Origin of the sequence: Methylocystis rosea SV97, assembly GCF_000372845.1 — a bacterium.
GTDB classification, from domain to species: Bacteria; Pseudomonadota; Alphaproteobacteria; order Rhizobiales; family Beijerinckiaceae; genus Methylocystis; species Methylocystis rosea.
The window spans coordinates 281,916-299,031 of the sequence record NZ_KB889964.1 but is presented as its reverse complement, the minus strand read 5'-3'; the positions used below and the strand labels follow the sequence as shown (position 1 = coordinate 299,031).

17 protein-coding genes are annotated in these 17,116 nt (G+C 63.5%); 12 read left to right on the top strand and 5 right to left on the bottom strand.

Translation table 11 applies throughout. The annotated features are described in order from the left end of the window. Window positions 1–50 precede the first annotated feature (50 nt). Window positions 51–443: an SH3 domain-containing protein gene (locus tag A3OO_RS0120490; protein ID WP_051080429.1), complete on the top strand. Its 393-nt coding sequence runs from the start codon at window positions 51–53 to the stop codon at window positions 441–443. Window position 444: 1 nt separating this feature from the next. Here A3OO_RS0120490 and A3OO_RS24645 read toward each other — a convergent pair whose 3' ends face one another. Further along, on the bottom strand, window positions 445–2,697 hold the full coding sequence (locus A3OO_RS24645; RefSeq protein ID WP_018409715.1) for a lytic transglycosylase domain-containing protein: 2,253 nt from the start codon (window positions 2,695–2,697) through the stop codon (window positions 445–447). A gap of 218 nt (window positions 2,698–2,915) precedes the next feature. Between A3OO_RS24645 and dapA the strand changes: the two genes are divergently transcribed. Then, on the top strand, window positions 2,916–3,809 hold the full coding sequence (gene dapA, locus A3OO_RS0120480) for a 4-hydroxy-tetrahydrodipicolinate synthase (RefSeq protein WP_018409714.1): 894 nt from the start codon (window positions 2,916–2,918) through the stop codon (window positions 3,807–3,809). Window positions 3,810–3,858: 49 nt separating this feature from the next. Then, window positions 3,859–4,335: an SsrA-binding protein SmpB gene (gene smpB, locus A3OO_RS0120475; RefSeq protein WP_018409713.1), complete on the top strand. Its 477-nt coding sequence runs from the start codon at window positions 3,859–3,861 to the stop codon at window positions 4,333–4,335. A 72-nt stretch (window positions 4,336–4,407) separates the two neighbouring features. Here the strand turns inward: smpB and A3OO_RS0120470 are convergent, their stop codons facing one another. Further along, window positions 4,408–5,019: a LabA-like NYN domain-containing protein gene (locus tag A3OO_RS0120470; RefSeq protein WP_018409712.1), complete on the bottom strand. Its 612-nt coding sequence runs from the start codon at window positions 5,017–5,019 to the stop codon at window positions 4,408–4,410. 386 nt (window positions 5,020–5,405) lie between these two features. Here A3OO_RS0120470 and rpoZ point away from each other — a divergent pair, with 386 nt between their 5' ends. Together rpoZ and A3OO_RS0120460 are read left to right on the top strand one after the other, a co-directional pair. Beyond that, window positions 5,406–5,792: a DNA-directed RNA polymerase subunit omega gene (gene rpoZ / locus A3OO_RS0120465; protein WP_018409711.1), complete on the top strand. Its 387-nt coding sequence runs from the start codon at window positions 5,406–5,408 to the stop codon at window positions 5,790–5,792. Window positions 5,793–6,013: 221 nt separating this feature from the next. Further along, on the top strand, window positions 6,014–8,221 hold the full coding sequence (locus tag A3OO_RS0120460; RefSeq protein ID WP_018409710.1) for a RelA/SpoT family protein: 2,208 nt from the start codon (window positions 6,014–6,016) through the stop codon (window positions 8,219–8,221). 40 nt (window positions 8,222–8,261) lie between these two features. Here the strand turns inward: A3OO_RS0120460 and A3OO_RS0120455 are convergent, their stop codons facing one another. Further along, entirely contained in the window at window positions 8,262–9,143 is an 882-nt protein-coding gene (locus tag A3OO_RS0120455) for an AraC family transcriptional regulator (RefSeq protein WP_026223202.1), read from the bottom strand. A gap of 113 nt (window positions 9,144–9,256) precedes the next feature. Between A3OO_RS0120455 and A3OO_RS0120450 the strand changes: the two genes are divergently transcribed. The 6 genes from A3OO_RS0120450 to recO all read left to right on the top strand — a co-directional run bounded on the left by A3OO_RS0120450 (window position 9,257) and on the right by recO (window position 13,692). Further along, complete coding sequence (locus A3OO_RS0120450; RefSeq protein ID WP_018409708.1) at window positions 9,257–10,012, top strand: pyridoxine 5'-phosphate synthase; 756 nt, start codon at window positions 9,257–9,259, stop codon at window positions 10,010–10,012. Between the two features lie 250 nt (window positions 10,013–10,262). Beyond that, window positions 10,263–11,033: a signal peptidase I gene (gene lepB, locus A3OO_RS0120445; RefSeq protein WP_018409707.1), complete on the top strand. Its 771-nt coding sequence runs from the start codon at window positions 10,263–10,265 to the stop codon at window positions 11,031–11,033. Between the two features lie 19 nt (window positions 11,034–11,052). Beyond that, window positions 11,053–11,760 carry a ribonuclease III gene (rnc, locus tag A3OO_RS0120440; protein ID WP_018409706.1) on the top strand — a complete coding sequence of 236 codons (708 nt, stop codon included), beginning with the start codon at window positions 11,053–11,055 and terminating at the stop codon, window positions 11,758–11,760. After that, window positions 11,757–12,683 (top strand): GTPase Era, encoded by a 927-nt coding sequence (gene era / locus A3OO_RS0120435; RefSeq protein ID WP_018409705.1) that lies wholly within the window; start codon window positions 11,757–11,759, stop codon window positions 12,681–12,683. Before rnc ends, era begins: the two co-directional genes overlap by 4 nt. Before the next feature lie 63 nt (window positions 12,684–12,746). After that, the gene (locus tag A3OO_RS0120430; protein WP_026223201.1) at window positions 12,747–12,953 is read left to right on the top strand and encodes a DUF1737 domain-containing protein; all 207 of its coding nucleotides are present in this window, start codon (window positions 12,747–12,749) and stop codon (window positions 12,951–12,953) included. A 7-nt stretch (window positions 12,954–12,960) separates the two neighbouring features. Further along, on the top strand, window positions 12,961–13,692 hold the full coding sequence (gene recO / locus A3OO_RS0120425; RefSeq protein WP_018409703.1) for a DNA repair protein RecO: 732 nt from the start codon (window positions 12,961–12,963) through the stop codon (window positions 13,690–13,692). A 102-nt stretch (window positions 13,693–13,794) separates the two neighbouring features. Here the strand turns inward: recO and A3OO_RS0120420 are convergent, their stop codons facing one another. After that, window positions 13,795–14,094, bottom strand: a complete 300-nt coding sequence (locus tag A3OO_RS0120420) for a hypothetical protein (protein WP_018409702.1) — start codon at window positions 14,092–14,094, stop codon at window positions 13,795–13,797. 189 nt (window positions 14,095–14,283) lie between these two features. Between A3OO_RS0120420 and parC the strand changes: the two genes are divergently transcribed. Then, entirely contained in the window at window positions 14,284–16,551 is a 2,268-nt protein-coding gene (gene parC / locus A3OO_RS0120415) for a DNA topoisomerase IV subunit A (RefSeq protein WP_018409701.1), read from the top strand. 32 nt (window positions 16,552–16,583) lie between these two features. On the opposite strand, the gene A3OO_RS0120410 is transcribed toward parC, so the two are convergent. After that, window positions 16,584–16,991 (bottom strand): hypothetical protein, encoded by a 408-nt coding sequence (locus tag A3OO_RS0120410; protein WP_018409700.1) that lies wholly within the window; start codon window positions 16,989–16,991, stop codon window positions 16,584–16,586. Window positions 16,992–17,116 lie beyond the last annotated feature (125 nt).

Genomic DNA, 17,116 nt, shown 5'->3' with positions numbered 1-17,116 from the left:
TGCTGCGTCTGGGGATTGCGCGAGCGCACATCAAAACCAGGGAAGTCGGCATGCGTCGGTCGCTATTTGCCTTTGTTCTTTTCGGCGCGCTCTCCTGCGCTCAGCAGGCGGCGGCGATAAAGCTGACGCTCGCCTATCCGGCGGTGCTGCGCGCGGGTCCAGAGGAGAATTATGCGGCGATCACCACCGCGCCGGCGGGGACGGAAGTCAAAATCTTGCGCGACGATCCAAGCTGGACGCGCATCGCCATCGACAAGAAGCGTTTTTTTGTCGCGACCCTAGAGCTTGTGTTCATGTCGTCTAGGGTCACCCAGACGTCCGGCTGCGATTTCGGCTATCCCTATTCGGGCAGCAATCAATATTTTGCCGAGCCGCTGACGGAGCTGCGCCACAGCTGGCCGCTGGGCGAACTCCTCGGTTCTCATAACCGCTTTCCTTGCTAGATCACAGGCTGTCGCCGGCGCGGGCCAGTTCGACTTGCGGCGACCGCGTTCCCTTGTCCTCGAACTTCGCCCGATAGACGACGAAATTCTCCATCACTCGCTGCACGTAATTGCGCGTTTCGGTGATCGGAATCCGCTCGACCCAGTCGATCGGATCGACATTGGGCTTGCGTGGGTCGCCATAGGCGTCGATCCATTGTTTCACCCGACCGCCGCCGGCGTTGTAGGCGGCGAAGGTTAGGAGATAGGCGCCCCGATATTCGCCCAGCAGAATGCCGAGATGCGCCGCGCCGAGCTGCGCGTTGAAGGGCGGGTCGCTCAGCATCCGCGACATGTCGAAGCTGACGCCGCGCATAAAGGCGGTGTGCCGCGCCGTCGAGGCGATCATCTGCATCAGGCCCATGGCGCCGGCGGAGGAGACGGCCTTGGGATCGAAGGCGCTTTCCTGGCGTGCGACGGCGAAGACGATCGAACGGGACGCGGAGCCAGGAAGCGCGTTGAAATCGGGAACGCCATAGGCGGGGAAGGCGACGTCGTCGAGCGCGATCCCCCGATAGGAGGCGGCCTTGCCGTAAATGAGCGAGAGTTTCGCGTCGCCCTGGCGCGCGATGACATCTCCGAGCGCCGCGACCTGCGCCTCGTCCTGCAAGTATTTTGCGCCGTCGAGCGCAAGCGGCGCCGCGACCTCCTTCTCGCCCACGGAGAACAGCAGCTCCGCGACGCGAACCGCTTCGGTTCGGCGGTCGCCGGAGGCCGCTGTCGGCGGCGGGCGAAGCGGGCGCTCATCGGCGCCGAGGCGGGAATTGGCGAGCTGCCCATAGAACGTCGTCGAATGCGCGGCCGCCTGCAGATAGAAATTGCGCGCTTTGGAGTCGTCCTCGGCGTGCGCGGCTTCCGCCGCGCGTCCGAGCCAATAGTACGCGCGAGACTTCTGCAGCGGAGTCTCGGCGACCTGCGCAAGCCGCGTGAAATGGCGCTCGGCTTTGATCGGTTCGTTCAAGAACCGCAGAGCGATCCAGCCGGCGTTGAATTCGGCGTCGACCTTGTTGCTGGTCTTGGCGGCGGCATGATCCGCGCAAAGCGTGTAAGCGGTCTGCGGATCTCCCTGGTCGAGAAGCTTGCGGGCGACGATGCGCCGCTCCTCCCACCAGGCGTCGCCGTCGACGACCTTCTCGATGTCGCGCGGCGCATTGCGCAGCAGCGCGCCGGCTTCAGCGAATTTCTTGTCGTTACGCAGCTTGTGCACACGTCCGTAAAGCAGTCCGGGATCGTTCTGCACAGACGCCGGCAAAGAAGCCGCCAGCTTATCGACCCCGGAAATGCGCGCGCGGGCGAGCAGCGTGACGTCCTTGCCGGCGAGTTCGGCGCTGCGCAACGCGAGCGTATTCTTTCCGGCGTAGAGCAGACGATCGGCGCGGAACTTGTGATCGGCCGGCGTCAGAAACTCGCCGAGCTCCTTATTGAAGGTCGTATCGAACCCCTGTCCGATATCCTCGTTGCGCCAGGCGTCGCGCGCCAGCGCCGCCGCCGATTCGAAATCTCCCTCGCGAGCGATCGCCCGCGCCACGGCATATTTGCCAAAGCCGGTGAGCGGCTTGTTTTCCGCAAACCAGGCCAGCACGGTCTTGTCGGCGTGACGCTCGGCGACGAGCGCCTGCTCGCCGCGACGGCGCAACCAGTCGCCGGCGGGCCAATCCGGGTGAGCCGCAAGGAATTCGGCGATGCGCCTGAATCCGGCTTCGTGGGCATGAAGCCGAAGGCCGGTCCATCGCGCGGCGGCCTCCGCAAGCGGCGCATGGAGCCGCGACGCGGCGTCGTCGCCTTGCGCGAAATCTCCGGACCTGTATGCGGCGACCGCCTGGGTGAAAACCTCGGCGTCGTCTCCCAACAGGGCGGCGGCGGGACGCGCCATCGCGTCGACGTTGAGCCGGTTCTGCGCGGGCGCATAGGCGACGACCGGCGGCAGCGCGCCTTCATCGGCGGCAAAAAGCGAATTTTCCAGAGGATGCGCCGCCTCATCGTCGCCGCGTTTGCGGTCGACGAACTCGTGCACCGTCTCCTGCAACGTGCCGACCCGCGAGCGCCAGGCGCCGAGACTGAAGGGGATCGAAGGCGTCCAGCGCGAGGCGGTTTTGCGCTTCGCCTCGCCGTCGCCAAGACGGTCAAGGCCGGTGAAAGCGGGCGCCGCGATCACGAGGGCGGCTATGCCGACTGTCAGTTTGAACCGCGTCGCGACCCGTCGAGGCAACATCATCACCGCGTTTCCCTACTGGTGTGAAAAAGCTGCGCTCATTTGGTTTACGAAGGGTCAACTTCGCGCGCCCGCTGTCTTCGACCTCTTGTCGTCTCCCATTATAGCGTAAGGCTTTATAGCGTGGGGCTTTCCTCGACGCAGCCCAACCGCTATGAAGGGCATTCAATCTTAGCGACGCGATTACGGCGGCTCTGAGGCGTAGGGAAAGCATTGATTCTATGAGTGGAAAGCCGATTTTTCATGGGTCGATGACGGCCCTGGTCACGCCGTTTTCCCATGGAGAGGTCGACTATGACGCACTGCGTGCGCTGATCGATTGGCAGATCGAAAATGGAACGCATGGCCTCGTGCCCGTCGGCACCACGGGGGAGAGCCCGACGCTGAGCCATGAAGAGCATGGGCGCGTCATCACCGAGACGATCCGCGCCGCGCGCGGGCGCGTGCCGATCGTCGCGGGCGCGGGCTCGAACAACACCCGCGAGGCGATCGCCATCGCCGGCCATGCCGAGCGCGCGGGCGCCGATGGGCTGCTCATCGTGACGCCCTATTACAATAAGCCCAACCAGGAAGGGCTTTATCTGCACTTCAAGGCGATCAACGACGCCGTCTCGATTCCCATCATCATCTACAATATCCCGCCGCGCTCGGTCATCGATATGAGCGTCGAGACCATGAAGCGCTGCGCCGAGTTGAGGAATGTCGTCGGCGTGAAGGACGCCACGGGCAACATCGGGCGCATTTCGCTTCAACGCGCGGCGATGGGCCCGGAATTCATCCAGCTTTCGGGCGACGATCTCACGGCGCTCGCCTGCATGGCGGCGGGCGCGCATGGGTGCATCTCGGTCGTCGCCAACATCGCGCCGCGGCTTTGCGCCGATCTGCAGAACGCCTGTCTTGCCGGCGACTACGCCAAGGCGCTGGAGATTCAGGACAGGCTGACGCCGCTGCATGTCGCGACCTTCATTGAGGCCGGCGTCACGGGCGCGAAATATGGGCTGTCGCTTCTGGGCAAGGTTGAAGAAGAGGTGCGTCTTCCTCTGGTGCCCTGCACGCAACCCACTAAGGATCGCATACGCGCGGCGATGATCCACGCCGGCGTGCTCCCCGCCTAAGGCGCCAGATTCGCGTCTCTCCTTCATCGAGACGCTTTGAGGAAAATCAGTGGCCGCAAAGCCGGATCCGAATTTCAAGGTCGTCGCCGATAACCGCAAGGCGCGCTACAATTATGAAATCGGCGAAATTTTCGAAGCGGGGCTGGCGCTGACGGGCACTGAGGTGAAGTCGCTGCGCACGGGCAAGGCGACGATCGCCGAAAGCTACGCCCATGTCGATCGGCAAGGCGAGGCATGGCTGGTCAACGCCAACATTCCCGAATATCTCGCCGGCAATCGCTTCAACCATCCGCCGAAGCGGCCGCGCAAACTGCTGCTCAAGTCGCGGGAGATCGCCAAGCTCTCGCAGGCTATCGAGCGCGAAGGCATGACGATCGTGCCGCTGAAGCTCTATTTCAACGCCAAGGGCAGGGCCAAGCTGCAGATCGCCCTCGGAAAGGGCAAGAAGCTGCACGATAAACGTGAAGTCGAAAAGAAGCGCGACTGGAGCCGCGAAAAAGGCCGGCTGTTGCGCGCGCGCGGCTGACCCCGACCTACAAAAATTCGGCGCCCCTATATTGAGACGCCGAACCTTTGGTGTTCCGTTCGGACCTTGGCGTCACTCGCCTTCTTCTTCTTCGGCGTGAGCCGCTTGCGGCGCGGGACGAGGACGCTCCTGATACCGCTGCATGCGCTCTGCGCGCTCGCCGGGATCGCGGCCGATCTTGCCGACAAGATGGATAAGGTCGATGAATTCGTCGGCCTGCCGACGCAATTCGTCGGCGATCATCGGCGGCTGGGTGGTGATCGTCGAAATGACCGAAACCCGCACGCCGCGCCGCTGCACGGCCTCGACCAGCGACCGGAAGTCGCCGTCGCCGGAGAACAGAACCATGTGGTCGATATGCCCGGCCATTTCCATGGCGTCGACCGCGAGCTCAATGTCCATATTTCCTTTAACTTTGCGGCGGCCAAGCGAATCGACGAACTCCTTGGTCGGCTTGGTCACGACCGCATAGCCGTTGTAATCCAGCCAATCGATCAGAGGACGGATCGACGAATACTCTTGATCCTCGATTAAGGCGGTGTAGTAGAACGCGCGGATCAGGCGGCCCTTGCCCTGGAATTCGCGGAGCAAGCGCTTATAATCAATATCGAATCCAAGCGATTTCGCGGTCGCGTATAAGTTCGCGCCATCAATGAACAACGCAGTTCGTTCGATATCTGCCATTTTAGTCTCGCGGTCGGGTTAAGGTGTTAACGCGGGCGGCGCCGGCTAACGCCGTCAACCCGCAGTTCGGCGTTTCGCTCAATCTCAACGTCCGGCGCCTAAATTAACAAATCGCGACTGCGCCGTTCTCGCTGCATTCGCCGGCTAATCACAGCCATCTTTGAAAAGCGCCGCACGCATCTCTAGCAAATACATCGCCTCTCCATGTCACAGCGTCAAGAGGAACTGCGTTTTTTTACGGGGCCATGATTGGGCATTTTCTAGAAAAAATCCGCTCAGCAGCGTCAAAAAAAATCGCCCGCGCGTCTAGAGCCACGAGATTATTGCCTATTTTTCCTAATTGGCGTATCAGCGCCACTCCCGAACCGAATGGAGCTTGACAGCAGATGGCGCGCGTTACTGTCGAAGATTGCGTCGACAAGATCGAAAATCGCTTCGACCTTGTCCTTCTCGCGGCGCATCGGGCGCGAAACATCTCGTCTGGTCAGCCGATCCTCGTCGATCGCGACCGTGACAAAAATCCTGTGGTCGCCCTGCGCGAGATCGCAGAGTCGGCGCTCGCGCCGGAAGACCTCTCCGAGGATTTCATCCACTCGCTGCAGCATCACGTCGAAGTCGACGAGCCGGAGGCCGAAGCGGCGCCGGCCTTGACCCCCGCGGTCGCTGGCGAACTCGAAGTCGAGGGCCCATTCGACCGGATGACGGAAGAAGACCTGCTGCGCGGTCTCGAAGGGCTTGTGCCGCCCGCAGAGGTCGAGGACGAAGCGGAGTAGGTTCGCCCGATCCCGCCGGCGGGGCGTGCGCGACACGTCTCCGCCGGACGTCTCCTACCAGAGCTGCGCATTCGCGCATCGTCGTCGTTGGTCATGGCGGCCGGCGTGCGCTATTCTCTCAACACACTCGCCGCTCCGGCGCCGCTCGCTTGCCTTTTGCGTGGAATTTACGCTTGGGCGGCGGCCGGGTCGGCGCATAACCGGTCATTGGCGCCACGCGCATGATGCGTCAGTACGAGCTTGTCGAACGCGTGCGGAAGTATAACCCGCGCGTCGACGAAGATTTGCTAAACCGGGCCTATGTCTACGCGATGAAGGCGCACGGGGCGCAAACCCGCGCCTCAGGCGACCCTTATTTTTCCCACCCGCTCGAAGTCGCGGCGATCCTCACCGATCTGAAGCTCGACGACGCGACGATCGTCGCGGCCGTTCTGCACGATACGCTCGAAGACACTGACGCCACGCGCGAAGAGATCGACCGGCTGTTTGGCGAACAGATTGGCAAACTTGTCGAGGGCCTGACCAAGATCGAAAAACTCGATCTCGTCACCAAGCAGGCGCGGCAGGGCGAGAACTTCCGCAAATTGCTGCTCGCCGTCGCCGAAGACGTGCGCGTGCTGCTCGTCAAGCTCGCCGACCGCCTGCACAATATGCGCACGCTGCATTTCGTCCCGCAGGAAAAGCGCGCGCGCATCGCACAGGAGACGCTCGACATCTATGCGCCGCTCGCCGGCCGCATGGGCATGCAGCGCCTGCGCGAGGAGCTCGAGGGCCTCGCCTTCCGGCATTTGATGCCGGAAGCGCATCAGACCATCGAGCAGCGACTGCATGATCTGCGCGCGAAGAACGGACGCATCATCAAGCGCATCGAGGACGAACTCACCAAGGAGTTCGAGGCGCGCGGCATCACCGCGGCGGTCACCGGACGCCAGAAGACGACCTTTTCGGTGTGGCGCAAGATGGAGCGCAAGTCGATCTCCTTCGAGCAGTTGTCCGACATCTTCGGCTTTCGGATCATCGTCGGCGCGGTGGAGGATTGCTATCGCGCGCTCGGCGTCGTGCATACGAAGTGGCCCAACGTCCCCGGCCGCTTCAAGGATTACATCTCGACGCCGAAACAGAACGACTATCGTTCCATCCATACGACCGTGATCGGTCCTGGCCACCAGCGCGTCGAACTTCAGATTCGCACCGCCGAAATGCATGAGATCGCGCGCTTCGGCATCGCCGCGCACGCGCTCTACAAGGACGCGGTCGGCGCGCATGGCCGCGAGCAGCTCGCCAAGGAAAGCCGCGCCTTCCGCTGGCTGCAGGAAACGCTCGATCTCCTCGCGCATGGCGACAATCCCGAGGAGTTTCTCGAGCACACGCGGCTCGAACTCTTTCAAGATCAGGTGTTCTGCTTCACGCCGAAGGGCGGATTGATCGCGCTGCCGCGCGGCGCGACGCCGATCGATTTCGCCTACGCCGTGCACACGAAGCTTGGCGATTCAGCCGTTGGCGCGAAGATCAACGGGCGCGTCGGCCCGGTGTTGTCGCAGCTGAAAAACGGCGACGAGGTCGAGATCATCCGCGCCGAGGGGCATGTGCCCCCTGCCGCCTGGGAGGGCGCGGTGGCGACCGGCAAGGCGCGCGCCGCGATCCGACGCGCGACGCGCGACGCGGTGCGCCAGCAATATGCCGGGCTCGGCCGCCAGATCGTCGAACGCGCCTTCGAGCGCGCCGGCCGCGTCTGGAGCGAAGAGAAATTGAAGGCGGCGCTGACCCGGCTCGCGCGGCCATCGGTCGAGGATGCGCTCGCCGCCGTGGGGCGCGGCGAAATCTATTCGGGCGACGTCGTCAAAGCGGTCTATCCGGATTTCAGCGAAGAGCGCAAAGCCGCGCCCACCGCCATCGGTCCTGGGGAGCCGGGCTGGTTCGGCGTCAAGGCGAACGCCAATGTCGTCTTCAAAGCGCCCGGCGCGAAAGAGGGCAGCGGCGCAATTCCGATTCGCGGGCTGCGCGGCGACGCGCCGGTGCGTTTCGCGCCGGACGGCGGCGCCGTGCCGGGCGACCGCATCGTCGGCATTTTCACGCCCGGCGAAGGCATCACCATCTATCCGATCCAGTCGCCGTCGCTGACCGCGTTCGACGACCAGCCCGAACGCTGGCTCGACGTGCGCTGGGATATCGAAGCCGGCTCTTCGGCGCTGTTTCCCGTTCGCATCGTCGTCACCGCGCTCAACGAGCCCGGTTCGCTCGGCGCGCTCGCGACGCTCATCGGCGAGACCGGCGCCAATATCGACAACATCAGCTTCAAGGCCCATTCGCCGGATTTCCGCGAAATGACCTTCGATCTCGAAGTCGCCGATCTGAAACATTTGAATGGCGTCGTCACGCGGCTGCGCGCGAGCGCTTTGGTGAGCAAGGTCGAGCGGATGATTGGGTGAGGGGCCTCCGCAGAGCCGCGCGGCGGGTCCGCGACCCGCACTATTTGAGCGGCAGATAGATCTCGGTCAAATGGCGGTGTTCGGGCGTGTCGTGATCAAGGTTCAGATAGTGGAAATAGACCGGGAAATCCCGCAATTCCTCTCCCGATTCCGGTAGCCAATCCCGATAGAGCGCGTAAACGCTCTCGTCGATCCGGTCACGAGAACCGGCATGGATGGTCATGGCGCAGCGGCCGCCCGGGATCGTCTTGGTGACGACGCCGTGGTCATTGGCGGCAACCGGCGCCGGCGCCGATCCGCAAATATCGAAGCGGAACTCCTCGGGCGGCGTCGTGTTGGGGTCATTATAAGGCACGCCGTAGGTCTCGCATTGGCTGACCGGAGAAAGCCCCGACGATTTTCGCCAGGCGATGAAGCGCTGCACTGAATCGTTGAGCAGCGCCGGCGCGCCGCGATGTTCGAGCGCCGCGACCAATATTGGTTCGACGTCGATGATCTTAACGTCCATGTCTTCGGTCCTTTCGCTGGGTGGGAGGCTTATTCGAGATCGCGCGCTCCATGACGCCCAGTCCGGCTTCTTGCGAAACGCGCTGGGCGTCTGGCCGAACGCGGCTTTGAAGGCCCGGGAAAAGGATTCTGGGTTCTCGAACCCAGAATCCAAAGCGACGTCGATGATCGGCGCGGTCGGATTGAACGCCAGTCGATAAGAGGCTCTCTTGAGCCTCATGAATTGGATGTAGCGTGAGAGGCTAATCCCGCAGTTCTGGGAAAATTGCCGATGGAAGTGAAATTTTGAAAAGTTCGCGACGTCGCTCAGCACGTCGATGGTAAGTTCTTCGTCGAGATGCTTGTCGATGTAATCCAGCACGCGATTGATGCGTCGCGCATAGTCAGGTTCCTTTCGTCTTGTCCTGGTCTCCATGTTTGCATCGTAGCAAGCGCAACGGCCGGCTTCCTGACTGAAATTGCTCTTTGCGCCGCCGCGCCGGCCGCGCGCCCAATGACAAACCGTCCGCCCGCGCGCTATAGAGCGCAATGACCTCGCCGCCCCTTCGCCTTGGCGTTAACGTCGATCATGTCGCCACCGTCCGCAACGCGCGCGGCGGTCCGCGGCCCGACCCCGTTCGCGCCGCGCTGCTCGCCATCGAGGCCGGCGCCGATGGCGTCACCGCGCATCTGCGGGAAGACCGCCGTCACATCAACGACGCGGACATGGCGCGGCTGAAGGCGGCGATTTCGAAGCCGCTCAATTTCGAAATGGCGGCGACCGAGCAGATGCTCGACATCGCCGTCGCGACCGCGCCGCACGCCGTCTGTCTCGTGCCGGAAAAGCGCACGGAGCGCACGACCGAGGGCGGTCTCGACGTCGTCGGCCAGCACGACTACCTCTTGCCTTACGTCGATCAGCTGACGCGGGAAGGCGTGCGCGTCTCGCTGTTCATCGAGCCGTCGACCGAGGCGATTGACGCCGCCGTGTCGGTCAAGGCGCCTGTCGTCGAGCTCCATACAGGCGCCTGGTGCCACGCCGTCGAAGTCGGGGACATGGGCCGGGCCGAGGCGGAATTCGCGCGGGTCGCCGAAGCCGCCGCCTATGGCGCCGCCCTCGGCCTCGAAATTCACGCCGGGCACGGCCTCGATTATGAGACGGCGCGCCGCGTGAGCGCCTTGGCGCAGATCGTCGAACTCAACATCGGCCATTTTCTCATCGGCGAGGCGATATTCGTCGGGCTCGCCGAGGCGATCCGTCGGATGCGGGAGGCGATGGCGCAGGGCCGGGCGCAAGCCTTCTAGGGCCAAGGCGCGGCCTGGTGGCGGATCGCAAGCGCAGGCGCGGCGTTAGCGTTAATCCCGATCGGGCGGAGACGCGCTGGCTGAGCGCGCTAAGGTGGCGGGCGGTCATCCATTTGACGCCGGCCCGGGGCTATTCTTTGGCTCGGGCGAAGGTTCTCATGGAAGCTTTAGCGTGTTAAGCCGGGCGGCCGGGCGGGCCGACGCCGCCCCAATGCATGAGGAGTAAGTCGGCTTGAGCAGGAACGTTCCGGTGGCTGAAAAACGCGAAGAGGGCGGGGTTCTCGAAACCATCAAGGTCATCCTTCAGGCGCTGGCGATCGCGCTTGTCATTCGCACGCTGCTCTTTCAGCCGTTCAATATTCCTTCGGGCTCGATGATCCCGACGCTGCTGATCGGCGATTATGTTTTCGTGTCGAAATACGCCTACGGCTATTCGAATTACTCGATGCCGTTCGGCCCCGACATTTTTTCCGGCCGCATTCTGGCGTCGCCCCCCAACCGCGGCGACGTCATCGTCTTCAAGCTGCCGCGGGACAATGAGACCGACTATATCAAGCGCGTCATTGGCCTTCCCGGCGACCGCATCCAGGTCATCGACGGCCGGCTCTATATCAACGGCGTCATCGTGCCTCGTACGTCGCTCGAAAAGGAAGTGACGGAGAACCGCGAAGGCCGCGAAGTCCCCGTGACGACCTACGAGGAAACGCTGCCGGGCAACGGCGATCATCCCGCGGTCGAACATACGATCATCGAAATCGAGGGCGATCACGGCATCAACGACAACACCGAGCTGTTCGTGGTGCCGCCCGATCACTATTTCATGATGGGTGATAATCGCGACAACTCCACCGATTCGCGCATCGCGCCAGAGCTTGGCGGCGTCGGCTTCGTGCCCTTCGTCAATCTCGTGGGCCGCGCCGAGATCATCTTCTTCTCGGTCAGGAAGGACGAATCGGCGCTCGCTTTCTGGCGCTGGCCATGGTCCGTGCGGTGGGACCGGCTGTTCCGGCCCGTTCATTGATCGGACGCACAGGCGTGACATGACGCGCGGCCGCGACAAGGGGCTCGCTGATCTCGAGGCGCGTATCGGACATGACTTCGCCGATCCGGCGCTGCTCGGCCGCGCGCTGACGCATGTCAGCGCGTCGCCAGCCCGGCGCGATTCATACGAACGGCTGGAGTTTCTGGGCGACCGCGTGCTCGGCCTCGCCGTGGCGCACATGCTCTATGACGCCTTTCCAAACGAGAGCGAAGGCGAACTGTCACGCCGCCTGGCGGCGCTGGTGCGCAAGGAGACCTGCGCCGAAGTGGCCGAAGTCTGGGGCGTTGGCGCAGCGATGCGGCTCGGCGAGGGCGAGGCCCAGACCGGCGGACGCGGCAAACGCGCCTTGCTCGGCGACATTTGCGAAGCGATCATCGGCGCAGCCTTTCTCGACGGGGGCGCCGCTGCGGCTGAACATATCGTACGCAAGGCGTTCAGCGACCGTATGGCGGCGAGCGGCCAGGATTTGCGCGACGCGAAGACCGCCTTGCAGGAATGGGCTCAGGCGCGCGGCCTTGCGACGCCCCGCTACCGGCTCGTCGCCCGCAGCGGACCGGACCACGCGCCCTTCTTCGAGGTCGTCGTGGAGGTGCAGGGATTTACGGCGGCGCCCGGATCGGGCGCCTCGAAACGGGTCGCGGAACAGGCCGCTGCGGCGGCATTTCTGGCGCGCGAGGACGCGGCCACAGGGAAGGGCGATACATGAGCGGCGACGACGAATTGGCGCGGGAAGACACGCGCTGCGGCTTCGCGGCGCTGGTCGGCGCGCCCAACGCCGGCAAGTCGACGCTGCTTAATCAACTCGTCGGCGCCAAGGTCTCGATCGTCTCGCGCAAGGCGCAGACGACGCGGGCGCTCATTCGCGGCATCGCCATCGAGGGCGCGGCGCAGATCATCCTGGTCGACACGCCGGGCATCTTCAAGCCCAAGCGGCGACTCGATCGCGCCATGGTCGCGAGCGCGCTCTCCGGCGCGGCCGACGCCGACGTGATCGCGCTGCTCATCGACTCCCGCAAGGGGATCGACGAAGAAGTGGACGCGATACTGACGCAGCTTCAGCACGCCAAGGCGCCCAAGCTCCTCGTCCTCAACAAGATCGATCTCATTCCCCGCGAAAGGCTGCTGGCGCTGGCGCAAACGCTCAACGCGCGCGAAAAATTCGACGAAACGTTCATGATCTCGGCGCTGAAAGGCGACGGCGTCGACGATCTGCGCAAGGCGCTCGCGCAGCGCATGGGGCCCTCGCCCTGGCTCTATCCCGAGGATCAGCTCTCGGACGCGCCGCTGCGGCTGCTCGCCGCGGAAATCACCCGCGAGCAGATCTATGAGCGGCTGCACGACGAATTGCCCTATCAGTCGACTGTCGAGACCGACTCCTGGACCAATCAGAAGGACGGCTCGGCGCGCATCGAGCAGACGATCTTTGTCGCGCGCGACAGCCAGAAGAAGATCGTCATCGGCGAAGGCGGCCGCACCATCAAGGCCATCGGTCAGGCGGCGCGCCGCGAGATCGCCGAGGCCGCCGAACAGCCGGTGCATCTCTTCCTGTTCGTGAAGGTCCGGGAAAATTGGGCCGACGACCCAGAGCGCTATCGCGAGATGCGCCTGGATTTCCCCAAGGGCAAATAATATCGGCCAAGATGGGTGATTCGCGCGGCGCTGGAGAATCGAATGTCGAACGAACGCAAGGCGATGACCGCCTATCGTTTTCTCACCGGGCCAGACGACGCGGCGTTTTGCCATCGCGTCACGGAAGCGTTGAGCCTCGGCTGGCGACTCCACGGATCGCCGTCGCTCACCTTCGACCCGACGCAAAACCGGGTGATTTGCGGCCAGGCTTTGATCAAGGATGTCGAAGGCTTAGATTACAGGCCGGATATGAAGCTTTCCGAAGTGTGAGCCTGATATGGAATGGCGCGACGACGCTCTTATTCTCGGCGCGCGTCGGCATGGCGAAACGTCTGTCATCCTCGAAGTGATGACGCGCGGACACGGCCGCCATCTTGGTCTCGTGCGCGGCGGTCGTTCGCGCCGGCTCCGTCCGATTCTGCAACCCGGCAATCTCGTCGCGGCGCGGTGGCGCGCGCGTCTCGAGGATCATCTCGGCGCCTTGACGGTCGAGCCGCTCGCCGCCCGCGCCGCCTATTTCCTCGACCGCGCCGCGGCGCTCCATGGCGTCGTCTCGCTCTGCGCGTTGCTGCGTCTGCTGCCGGAGCGCGATCCGCATGAGGAATTGTTCGAAATGGCCGACGCCATTGCGACGCTGTTCGGCGACATTCGCGCCGCCGAAGGCGCCGCGACGATGTTGGCGCGATTCGAGCTTGCGCTGCTCGGCGCGCTCGGCTTCGGGCTCGATCTCAACGCCTGCGCGCTGACCGGCGCGAAGGACGATCTCGCCTATGTGTCGCCGAAATCGGGCCGCGCGGTGAGCCGCGCCGCCGGCGCGCCATGGCGCGACAAACTCCTGCTCTATCCCGACTTTCTTCAGCATGAGAGCATTGTGGCGGAACAGGCCGATCTCATCGCCGCGTTCCGATTGACCGGATATTTCCTGACGCGCGACGTGCTCAAGCCGCGCGGCGTCGCGCTGCCGGCGGCGCGCGAACTTTACGTCGGCGCTCTTTTGCGCGTGGCGTGAGGAAAAAAGAGCGGCCGCGTCGGCGTATCGCTTAGAGCGCTTCCCGATCACATGGAAATGCAGGTTCTCATCGAAAAGTCCGTCGACTTTTTCGGAACCTGCTTAGCGGCGCTTGTCCCCGCAAATATAGCGCGATTCATGGCTGCTGACGCCGTAGCCCTGATCGATGTCGACGAGCACCTCGCGGCAGATCGCCTGCATGTCTTCGTCACCGTCGCGCGCCTGAGGCGCGCGGTCCCGCGCCGCGAGCGCCGGGCCGGAGACCGTCGATCTATCCAGGGCGAATGAGGCGGAGGTGACAAGCAGCGCCGAGATGAGCGCCAAAAACAGTTTCTTCATGGACGCCATGTTTTGAAAGCCGCGGAAAACCGGCGAAAAGTCGACCGCGCCGATCCGCGCCATCGCTTCGCAGCCTTCTAAAGGACGAAACGCGGCGCCCGCAAGACATTATTTGTTACAATGCTGCACAAAACGCAGTCGATGCGTCGACAATGTCCTTTCACAGTTAAAGAGCCGCTTCGAAATCCTTCGCTTGCGCCGACGCCCTCGCGGCCATAGTACCGATCGCAAAGGCAGAATCGGGTTTTTGACATGGCGCAAAAAGGCGGCGCGGGAACGGGAAAAGGCAAGGGCGCAAGCGACGTTAGCGTGATCGCGCCCGTCGATCTGCGCGAGGCGCTTGAGGAGCGCTATCTGCGTTACGCGCTTTCGACCATCACCGGCCGCGCGCTGCCCGACGCCCGCGACGGGCTTAAACCCGTGCACCGACGCATCCTTTACGGCATGCATATCCTTCGCCTCGATCCCGGCGCGCCGTTCAAGAAATGCGCAAAAATCGTCGGCGACGTGATGGGCTCGTTCCACCCGCACGGCGATCAGGCGATCTATGACGCGCTGGTGCGCCTCGCGCAGGATTTCTCCTCCCGCTATCCGCTGGTCGACGGGCAGGGCAATTTCGGCAATGTGGACGGCGATTCGGCGGCCGCCTATCGCTACACCGAGGCGCGCATGACGGCGGTCGCGCGCTCTCTTCTGGAAGGCATCGACGAAGACGCGATCGACTTCATCCCCAACTATTCCGGCGAGGAGAAGGAGCCGGTGGTGCTGCCGTCGGCGCTGCCCAATCTGCTCGCCAATGGCGCGCAGGGGATCGCCGTCGGCATGGCGACGTCGATCCCGCCGCATAATCTCGCCGAGCTGTGCGACGCGGCGCTCTATCTCATCTCCCACCGCAAGGCGACCGCCGAACAGCTGCTGACTTTCGTGCAGGGCCCGGATTTTCCAACCGGCGGCATCATCGTCGACAAGCGCGACGAGATCATCGAGACCTATCGCACCGGGCGCGGCTCGTTTCGTGTGCGCGCGCGTTGGATGAAAGAGGAGCTGCCGCGCGGCGGATGGGTCGTCGTCGTCACCGAAATTCCCTACGGCGTGCAGAAGTCGCGCCTTATCGAACGGCTCGCCGAACTCATCTCCGAGCGCAAACTGCCGCTCGTCGCCGATGTGCGCGATGAATCGGCGGAAGACGTGCGCATCGTTTTCGAGCCGCGCGCGCGCACCGTCGACCCGGCGCTGATGATGGAGACCCTGTTCAAGCTCTCCGAGCTCGAAACGCGTTTTCCGATGAACATGAATGTGCTCGTCGACGGCGTGACGCCGCGCGTCGTTTCGCTCGACGAGGCCTTAAGGCAATGGCTCGACCATCGCCGAACCGTGCTGCAGCGCCGCTCGCGCCACCGCCTCGCCGCGATCGTTCGGCGCATCGAGCAGTTGGAAGGCATGGTCATCGTCTTCCTCAATCTCGACGAGGTGATCCGCATCATCCGCGAAGAGGACGACGCCAAGGGGGAATTGAAAAAGGCGTTCAAGCTGACCGATTTGCAGGTCGAATACATTCTCGACACGCGGCTGCGCGCTCTGCGCCGGCTCGAAGAAATGGAGCTGAAGAAGGAGCTCAGCGAGCTTTCGGCCGAGCGCAAGGAGATCGAGGCGCTGCTCGCCGATGAGGACAAGCAGTGGAAGACCATCGCCTGGCAGGTGCGCGAGCTGAAGAAAACCTACGGCCCGCAGACGCCGAAGGGCAAGCGGCGCACGACCTTTGAAGACGCGCCCGAGGCGATCGATCTCGACCTCGCCGAGGCGATGATCGAACGCGAGCCGGTGACCATCGTCGTCTCGAAGAAGGGCTGGATTCGCGCGCTCAAGGGTCATGTGCAGGATCTCTCGACGCTGCAGTTCAAGGGCGACGACGAACTCGGCGCCTCCTTCTTCGCGCAGACGACGTCGAAAATCCTGGCGCTCGCGTCGAATGGCAAGGCCTATACGTTAGAGGCCTCGAAACTTCCCGGCGGGCGCGGACATGGCGAGCCGATCCGGCTCTTCGCCGAGATCGAGGAAGGCGCCGACGTCGTCGCCGTTCTGCCGCATGTCGCGGGCGCCGCGCTGCTGCTGGTGACGAATGACGGGCGCGGCTTCGTCGTGAGCGAGGACGATCTTTTGTCATCGACGCGCAAGGGACGTGCGGCGCTCAACGTCGAGCCGCCCTCTATATTGAAGATCGTAACGCAGGCGGAGGGCGATCATGTCGCCATCATCGGCGAGAATAGAAAGCTCCTGGTGTTTCCCTTGAGCGAAGCGCCGCGCATGGCGCGCGGCAAGGGCGTGCGCATGCAGCGCTATAAGGACGGCGGCGTCGCGGATGCGAAGGTTTTCGCGCTGAAGGACGGTTTGACATGGACCGACGCCTCTAGCCGCGTCTTCACGATCGACAGAGCGGAACTCAAGGACTGGATCGGCCACCGCGCCGAAGCGGGACGACTGCCGCCGAGAGGGTTTCCGCGGAATAACAGGTTTGGGTGAAATCAGTCGGCGTTGGGGACCGTCTCGACGTCTTACTGCGTCGGCCCCATAGTGCCCGTGTCGCGCAGGCGATTGCCGCGCACCCAGCCTGTGACGCTGTCTGCGCTTTTCGGGCTCACATACATCACAGAGACCCAGCCGTCGGCCGTTTGAGCATAGGAGATCAAATTGTCGCCCGGCACGACGAAAACGCCCTTCATCGCGCAGTGGACGCTGGGCGCCGAGTAGAATTGCAGCCGTCCTGTCCCGATCACGACATTGCCGCGCGGCGGAGAAATCAGAGGCGCCGTGTTGGAACCCGCCGGGGGCTCTTTGCAGTTCTTGATGTCGCGCGCGAAAGCCGAGGGGCCGTGAAGCGTGGCGCCAAGCGCGATGGCGGCAAGCAAGACCTTCTTAACAAGCAAGACCTTCATAACAAGCAAGACCTTCTTAAGATGCATTTTCGTCTACTTAATTGTCCGACGCTGACGTGTGCGCCCCCCATCCGGCGCTTCGCGCCACCTTCCCCCGTTTCACGGGAGAAGGGAGAACGGCGCCGTCGTTGGCTGACGTCGAAGATTCACGA